The organism is Microbacterium sp. Bi128 (assembly GCF_918698205.1).
Map to the genome: position 1 here is coordinate 23,979 of NZ_CAKKMM010000011.1, position 6,622 is coordinate 30,600.

At 68.4% G+C, this 6,622-nt stretch carries 5 protein-coding genes and 1 pseudogene; 5 read left to right on the forward strand and 1 reads right to left on the reverse strand.

Translation table 11 applies throughout. From position 1 onward, the window contains the following. The first annotated feature begins 10 nt into the window (after positions 1 to 10). From LQV45_RS02115 to LQV45_RS02125, 3 genes are all read left to right on the forward strand, one after another. On the forward strand, positions 11 to 919 hold the full coding sequence (locus LQV45_RS02115) for a phospholipase (RefSeq protein ID WP_230005520.1): 909 nt from the start codon (positions 11 to 13) through the stop codon (positions 917 to 919). Positions 920 to 1,016: 97 nt separating this feature from the next. Continuing rightward, on the forward strand, positions 1,017 to 1,595 hold the full coding sequence (locus tag LQV45_RS02120) for a PadR family transcriptional regulator (RefSeq protein WP_138172477.1): 579 nt from the start codon (positions 1,017 to 1,019) through the stop codon (positions 1,593 to 1,595). 52 nt (positions 1,596 to 1,647) lie between these two features. After that, positions 1,648 to 3,345: an AarF/ABC1/UbiB kinase family protein gene (locus LQV45_RS02125; RefSeq protein WP_230005521.1), complete on the forward strand. Its 1,698-nt coding sequence runs from the start codon at positions 1,648 to 1,650 to the stop codon at positions 3,343 to 3,345. Between the two features lie 57 nt (positions 3,346 to 3,402). Here LQV45_RS02125 and LQV45_RS02130 read toward each other — a convergent pair whose 3' ends face one another. Further along, the gene (locus LQV45_RS02130) at positions 3,403 to 4,380 is read right to left on the reverse strand and encodes a lytic transglycosylase domain-containing protein (RefSeq protein WP_230005522.1); all 978 of its coding nucleotides are present in this window, start codon (positions 4,378 to 4,380) and stop codon (positions 3,403 to 3,405) included. Between the two features lie 437 nt (positions 4,381 to 4,817). Between LQV45_RS02130 and rpsA the strand changes: the two are divergent. Next, a pseudogene (gene rpsA, locus LQV45_RS02135) lies at positions 4,818 to 6,267 on the forward strand (30S ribosomal protein S1). A gap of 106 nt (positions 6,268 to 6,373) precedes the next feature. Next, complete coding sequence (locus LQV45_RS02140; protein WP_230005523.1) at positions 6,374 to 6,547, forward strand: hypothetical protein; 174 nt, start codon at positions 6,374 to 6,376, stop codon at positions 6,545 to 6,547. Positions 6,548 to 6,622: the final 75 nt, after the last annotated feature.

Here is a 6,622-nt window from a genome sequence, read left to right on the forward strand (position 1 = left end):
ACCTGTTTTGTTGCGTTCCGATGTAAAGCTCACCCATGTCCGCCGCGCTCGTCGCACCCTCGTCACCGCCGCCACGTGTGCCGGTGTCGCCCTGGGGCTGGTGGCGACCACGGGACTGGCCGCGGCCTCGCCGCTGTCGCTTCCCGACGCCTCGGCATCCGATTTTTCGGCTCCCGCGTTCCGCGCCGGCCAGGTCATCGGCTCCGCACCCACCCTGCAGGGGGTGATCGGTGACGCGGATGCCGCGCTGACACGCGCCGAGACCACGCTCGCGGATGCCGCCACCGTCGAGGCCGACATCGCCGCGGCCGGGCTGCCCTTGTCGGTGGGTGACCCCTCGGTCGACACCTCCGCGTTGGAGGGTGCGGCCGATCGGCTGTCGTCGTCGGATCTCTTCCCGGTGGTGCTCGTGCCCGCGCTCAGTCAGAACGCCGCGAGCGAGAGCGAGCGGGTTTCGGAGCGAGTGGCGCAGCTGCGCGGAAGTCTGAACGACGCCATCGTGGCAAAGGCTGCCGCGGACGCCGCCGCCGAAGCGCAGCGACAGGCTGAGGCCGCGGCCGCCGCGGAGGCGGAGCGCCAGCGGGAAGCGGCCGAAGCGCTCGCGCGCGTTAATACGCCCGAGGGGGCGAAGGAGTTCGCGGCGAAAACCGCAGCCGAGGAGTACGGCTGGGGTGGCGACCAGTTCTCATGCCTGGAGTCGCTCTGGACCAAGGAATCCAGCTGGAACTATCAGGCCTACAACCCCAGCGGCGCCACCGGCATTCCGCAGTCGCTGCCCGGGAGCAAGATGGCCACGTTCGGCGATGACTGGCAAACGAACGCGGCGACCCAGATCAAGTGGGGCCTGGACTACATCGATCGTGCCTACGGAACGCCGTGCAGCGCGTGGGGTCACTCGCAGGCCACCAACTTCTATTGAGTCGGCGGCATCGGCGGATTCTCAGCGCCGATGACCCCACAGCGATATATCGTTGTATATCGCTGGACCCATCCGGGGTCCGCATCAGGAGGTCGTCATGAGTGGTTCATTCCTCGGAGACGCGTTCGGCGCACGCGGCGGTTCCGCCGGTCAGGGCTGGCCGATGTCCAACATCCTCGACGCGATGGAGCAGTTGCGCGCGCAGTTCGAGCAGAAGACGTCGAGCGGCTCCCGCATGAACAAGGGCGACGTGCGTTCGGCCGTCCTCTCGCTCCTGCTCGAGCAGCCGATGCACGGGTACCAGATCATCCGTGAGATCGAAGAGCGCAGCGGCGGCAGCTGGAAGCCGAGCCCCGGCTCGGTGTATCCCACGCTGCAGCTCCTCACCGACGAGGGCCTGGTCCGGGCCGAGGAGTCGGGTGGACGCAAGACGTACTCGCTCACCGAAGAGGGTCGCGCCGCCGCCGGTGACGAGACCACCGAGCGCACCGCTCCCTGGGAGTCGGCCGGCTCACGCGACAGCGGACGCATGACCGCGCTGCCCAAGGCCGGTGTCGAGCTCGCGCAGGCCGCCGCACAGGTGGCGCGTACGGGTGACAAGGAGCAGGTCGCTGCCGCCGTCGAGATCCTCGACGAGGCGCGCCGTAAGCTCTACTCCATCCTCGCCCAGAGCTGAGGGTGCCAGAGCCCGACGGCCGTCGTCAGGTCATCGGCATCCGGGAGATGCGATGACCGACGACGCCCTCATGCGCGCCCGCTACCGGCGCATCACCCGGTTCGCCGCGCGGTATCTCGTACAGGCCTGGTGGTATGAGCTGTTCCTGCCGCGGTTCGGTCTGGAGCGCATCTCCGCTCGCGGCCGCACCCGGCGGATGCAGATCATCGCGCGCCGGTTCCACGCTCTCGCGATCGATCTCGGCGGTCTGATGATCAAGGTGGGACAGTTCATGTCCTCCCGGCTCGATGTCCTCCCCCCGGTGATCACGAAAGAGCTCGAGGGTCTGCAGGACGAGGTCCCGTCGGTGCCGTTCGCGCAGATGCGCGTCCGCGCCGAAGAAGAACTCGGGATGCCACTCGAGCGCGCCTTCGCGATGGTCGACGAGCGTCCGCTCGCCGCCGCCTCTCTCGGGCAGGCGCACCGTGCGATCCTCACCGACGACCTCGCCGAAGACACCGGGTTGCGCGAGGTCGTGGTCAAGATCCAGCGCCCCGGCATCGACCGCATCGTCGACGTCGACCTGCGTGCTCTGCGCAAGGTCGGCGGATGGTTGAGCCGCGTCGCCCTGGTGCGTGACCGTGTCGACATGCCGGCGTTGGTCGAGGAGTTCGCGGCCACGAGCCTGGAAGAGATCGACTACCTCCACGAAGCGTCCAATTCCGAGCGTTTCGCCGACGATTTCGGTGGCGAAGGGGGAGTGGCCGTGCCCGAGGTGGTGTGGGAGCGCACGACGCGTCGCCTGCTCACCCTCCAGGACGTCACGGCGATCAAGATCAACGACGTAGACGCTCTTCGTGCCGCCGGAATCGACCCGTCCGAGGTCGCCGCCCGCTTCGCCGCGGTCATGTTCGACCAGCTCTTCGACGACGGCTTCTTCCACGCCGACCCGCACCCGGGCAACGTCTTCGTCACCCCCCTGCCCACAACGACGGATGCCGGCTCCCCGGCCTGGCGGTTCACCTTCATCGACTTCGGGATGATGGGCGAAGTGCCGCCGAACCTCCGCCGGGGTCTGCGCCGGGTGCTGATCGCCGCGGCCTCCCGCAATGGCAAGGGCCTCGTCGACGGCATCCGCGACATCGGGGTGCTGCTCCCCTCGGCCGACACGGTCCAGCTCGAGCGCGCGATGACCCAGTTGTTCTCGCGCTTCGGCGGCATGGGCTTCGCCGAGCTCCAAGAGGTCGATCCGCGCGAGTTCCGCGCGTTCGCCGTCGAGTTCGGTGACGTCGTGCGTGCCCTTCCGTTCCAGCTGCCCGAGAACTTCCTGCTCATCGTGCGCGCGATGTCGCTCACGAGCGGGATGTGCAGCGCGTTGGACCCGGCCTTCAACATCTGGGATGCCGTCGAGCCCTACGCCCAGCGGCTGATCCGTGAAGAGAGCGGCAACACCGTCCAGGCGTTTGCCCGTGAAGCCGTCTCGGTCGCGGCGCTCACCGCGCGCTTGCCGCGGCGCCTGGACTCGCTCATCTCGCGCGTGGAGGAGGGCGGCGTCTCCGCGCAGGTGCCCCGCGTCGAACGGCGTCTGCGCGACCTCGAGCGCATGATCCGCCGAGTTGTGTCGTCGGTGTTGTTCACCGGCCTCCTCCTCGGCGGCATCCTGCTCCAGGCCGAGCAGGCGTTCTTCGGCACGCTGCTGATGGTCGTGTCGATCGCCCCGCTGTCGCACGCGCTGCTGGCGGGTGTGATCGCCCGCCGCAACGGAGCCTGAAACGACGACGCGCCGTACCGGATTTCTCCGGCACGGCGCGTCGTGGTCGAACGGGGGTCAGTACCACCCGACGGACTGGGAGTGGCCCCACGCGCCGCACGGGCTGCCGTAGCGACCGGAGATGTAACCGAGACCCCACGAGATCTGGGTCGCCGCGTTGGTCTGCCAGTCGCCGCCGGCCGAAGACATCTTGCTGCCGGGCAGGGCCTGGGGGATGCCGAAGGCGCCGCTGCCGGAGTTGTAGGCCTGGTAGTTCCAGCCGGACTCCTTGTTCCACAGCGACACGAGGCAGGAGAACTGGTCGTCGCCCCAGCCGAAGCCGGCCAGCATGCCGCGCGCGGTCGACTGCGCGCCGCCGGGGCTGTTGTCGCCCGAGCCGCCACCGCCGGACGGAGCCGCCGGCCGCGCAGGGGTTCCGCCGGACGATGACGGCGTCGAACGCGCGGCGGCGGCCTCTTCCGCAGCCTTGGCCTTGGCGGCGGCTTCGGCCTCCTGGCGGGCCTTCTCGGCGGCTTCTTCGGCCTGCTTCTTCGCCACGGCGGCGTCGAGGCTGCCGCGCAGCTCGGCGACCCGCTGGTTCACGGTCGAGGCGGCGGTGGTGACCTGATCCGTCAGCTCCGGCAGCAGCGTGGCGGGGAGCGACTGCGCCTCGGTGAGTCGCTGCGCGGCGCCGTCCAGCGCAGCGGTGTCCACGGTGGCGGGCTGGCCGATGTCGAGCCCGGATGCCGCGATGTCGTTCTGCACCGAGGTCGCTGCCTGTGCGCTCGTCGAGGCTGCGGTGACCGCGGCGCGGGCGGCGATGGCCTCCGGAGCGGCGGAGGTGGTCGGGGTGCTGTACGCCGCGAGACGGAACGAGGCCGACGTCAGGTCGGCGGGGGAGGCGGCGGATGCCAGCGGTGCGGTGCCCGTGAGGGCTGCGGTCGCGAGGACCCCGACGGCGAGGAATCCCGCCGTCAGAGCGGGCCGGCGGCGTGCGCGGCGGGAAGCCTGGCGACGGTCGCGGCGGTTGGATGGGGGCGTCGAATCAGAGCGCATATAACCGGTTTCGTGTGGGGAGGACGGCGCGGGTTTCGCACGTCCGACCCGCGATGAGCGGGCACGAGTCCGGGAGCCTGGCACGGCAGTCTGGACGCAACCTGGGCGGACGGGTCGTCGAAGGGAGCAGAAACGTGCTGATCCGAGGCGTTTCCGAAGGCGGTCGAAGAGTGTCGGGGCGCTTTGCTCCCGCGTGCGGGGGTTCCGGTGACCTGCCCCGCGGGAAGCGGTCGGATTCTGGTAGCCTTGAGCGTCACCCGTGTGGCTCGTCTCGCATGTCCGAGAACCGGGTCGGGTGGCATCGCACGAAACAATCCGCTTCGCTTCGGCGTGGCATCCGTTCGTCTCGACGATCGGAGCCCGAGGGGCCGCGTCCGGGAGGACGGGTCCACGTGAGTCGAAGCCCGACACCAACCCCAACTAGGACAACCCACTACATGACTACCGCAACGACCGCCCCGGCCATCAAGCAGGTCGCGATCAACGACATCGGCTCTGCTGAAGACTTCCTGGCCGCGGTCGAGAAGACTCTGAAGTTCTTCAACGACGGCGACCTCATCGAAGGCACCGTGGTGAAGATCGACCGCGACGAGGTCCTCCTCGACGTCGGTTACAAGACCGAGGGTGTCATCCCCTCGCGCGAGCTTTCGATCAAGCACGACGTCGACCCCAACGAGGTCGTCAACGTCGGCGATCACGTCGAGGCCCTCGTTCTCCAGAAGGAGGACAAGGAAGGCCGCCTCATCCTGTCCAAGAAGCGCGCGCAGTACGAGCGCGCGTGGGGCGACGTCGAGAAGATCAAGGAGAACGACGGTGTCGTCACCGGCTCCGTGATCGAGGTCGTCAAGGGTGGCCTCATCGTCGACATCGGCCTCCGCGGCTTCCTGCCGGCTTCGCTCATCGAGCTGCGCCGCGTCCGTGACCTCACGCCGTACCTCGGAGATCGAGGCCAAGATCCTCGAGCTCGACAAGAACCGCAACAACGTCGTGCTCTCGCGCCGCGCCCTGCTCGAGCAGACGCAGTCCGAGTCGCGCACCACGTTCCTCAACAACCTCCACAAGGGCCAGGTCCGCAAGGGCACGGTCTCGTCGATCGTCAACTTCGGTGCGTTCGTCGACCTGGGCGGCGTCGACGGTCTCGTCCACGTCTCCGAGCTCTCGTGGAAGCACATCGAGCACGCCTCCGAGGTCGTCGAGGTGGGCCAGGAGGTCACCGTCGAGATCCTCGAGGTCGACCTGGACCGCGAGCGGGTTTCGCTGTCGCTCAAGGCGACGCAGGAAGACCCGTGGCAGGTCTTCGCTCGGACCCACGCGATCGGTCAGATCGCTCCGGGCAAGGTCACCAAGCTCGTTCCCTTCGGTGCATTCGTCCGCGTGGCCGACGGCATCGAGGGTCTCGTGCACATCTCGGAGCTGTCCGGCAAGCACGTCGAGCTCGCCGAGCAGGTCGTGTCGGTGGGCGAAGAGGTCTTCGTCAAGATCATCGACATCGACCTCGAGCGTCGCCGCATCTCGCTGTCGCTCAAGCAGGCCAACGAGTCGGTCGACCCCAACGGCACCGAGTTCGACCCGGCCCTGTACGGCATGGTCACCGAGTACGACGAGCGTGGCGAGTACAAGTACCCCGAGGGCTTCGACCCCGAGTCGGGTGCGTGGCTCGAGGGCTTCGACGCTCAGCGCGAGCAGTGGGAGCAGGAGTACGCCGCTGCCCAGGGTCGCTGGGAGGCTCACAAGGCTGCCGTCGCCAAGGCCCTCGAGGCCGAGGCTGCCAACCCGATCGACTCGGGTTCGTTCGGTGGCAACTTCTCGTCGGAGTCGCCCGCCCAGGGCACCCTCGCCGACGACGAGTCCCTCGCCGCTCTGCGGGAGAAGCTCAGCGGTCGCTGATCGTCTCACCTTCACCGAAGGCCGGTACCTCCACGGAGGTATCGGCCTTCGGTCGTTCCTGCGCAAGCCCTGCTGTGTCGCAATGGTGCTGGTCGACAATGGATCCATGGCACAAAGACTTCCGCTCCTGATCGCCCTGGCCGGCGCCGCCGTGCTCTTCCTCTCGATCGCTTTCGTGTTCGCACTCGTGCTCGGCGCGATGTTCTTCGGCGGCATCGAGTTCACCGGTGGACACATGGATGCCGAAGCCTCCGGCATCAGCTTCGTGTTGACGTCGTGAGCACACATCACCCCTCGGGCCCGGCGACGTTCGCGTCGACCGGGCCCGAGGTCGTACTTCCGCGTGTTTCCGGGG

What these genes read in the sequence shown, in the direction of transcription:
- LQV45_RS02120 (WP_138172477.1), top strand. Translation starts at nt 1,017, where the DNA reads ATGAGTGGTTCATTCCTCGGAGACGCGTTCGGCGCACGCGGCGGTTCC.
- LQV45_RS02125 (WP_230005521.1), top strand. Translation starts at nt 1,648, where the DNA reads ATGACCGACGACGCCCTCATGCGCGCCCGCTACCGGCGCATCACCCGG.
- LQV45_RS02130 (WP_230005522.1), bottom strand. Translation starts at nt 4,380, where the DNA reads ATGCGCTCTGATTCGACGCCCCCATCCAACCGCCGCGACCGTCGCCAG.
- LQV45_RS02140 (WP_230005523.1), top strand. Translation starts at nt 6,374, where the DNA reads ATGGCACAAAGACTTCCGCTCCTGATCGCCCTGGCCGGCGCCGCCGTG.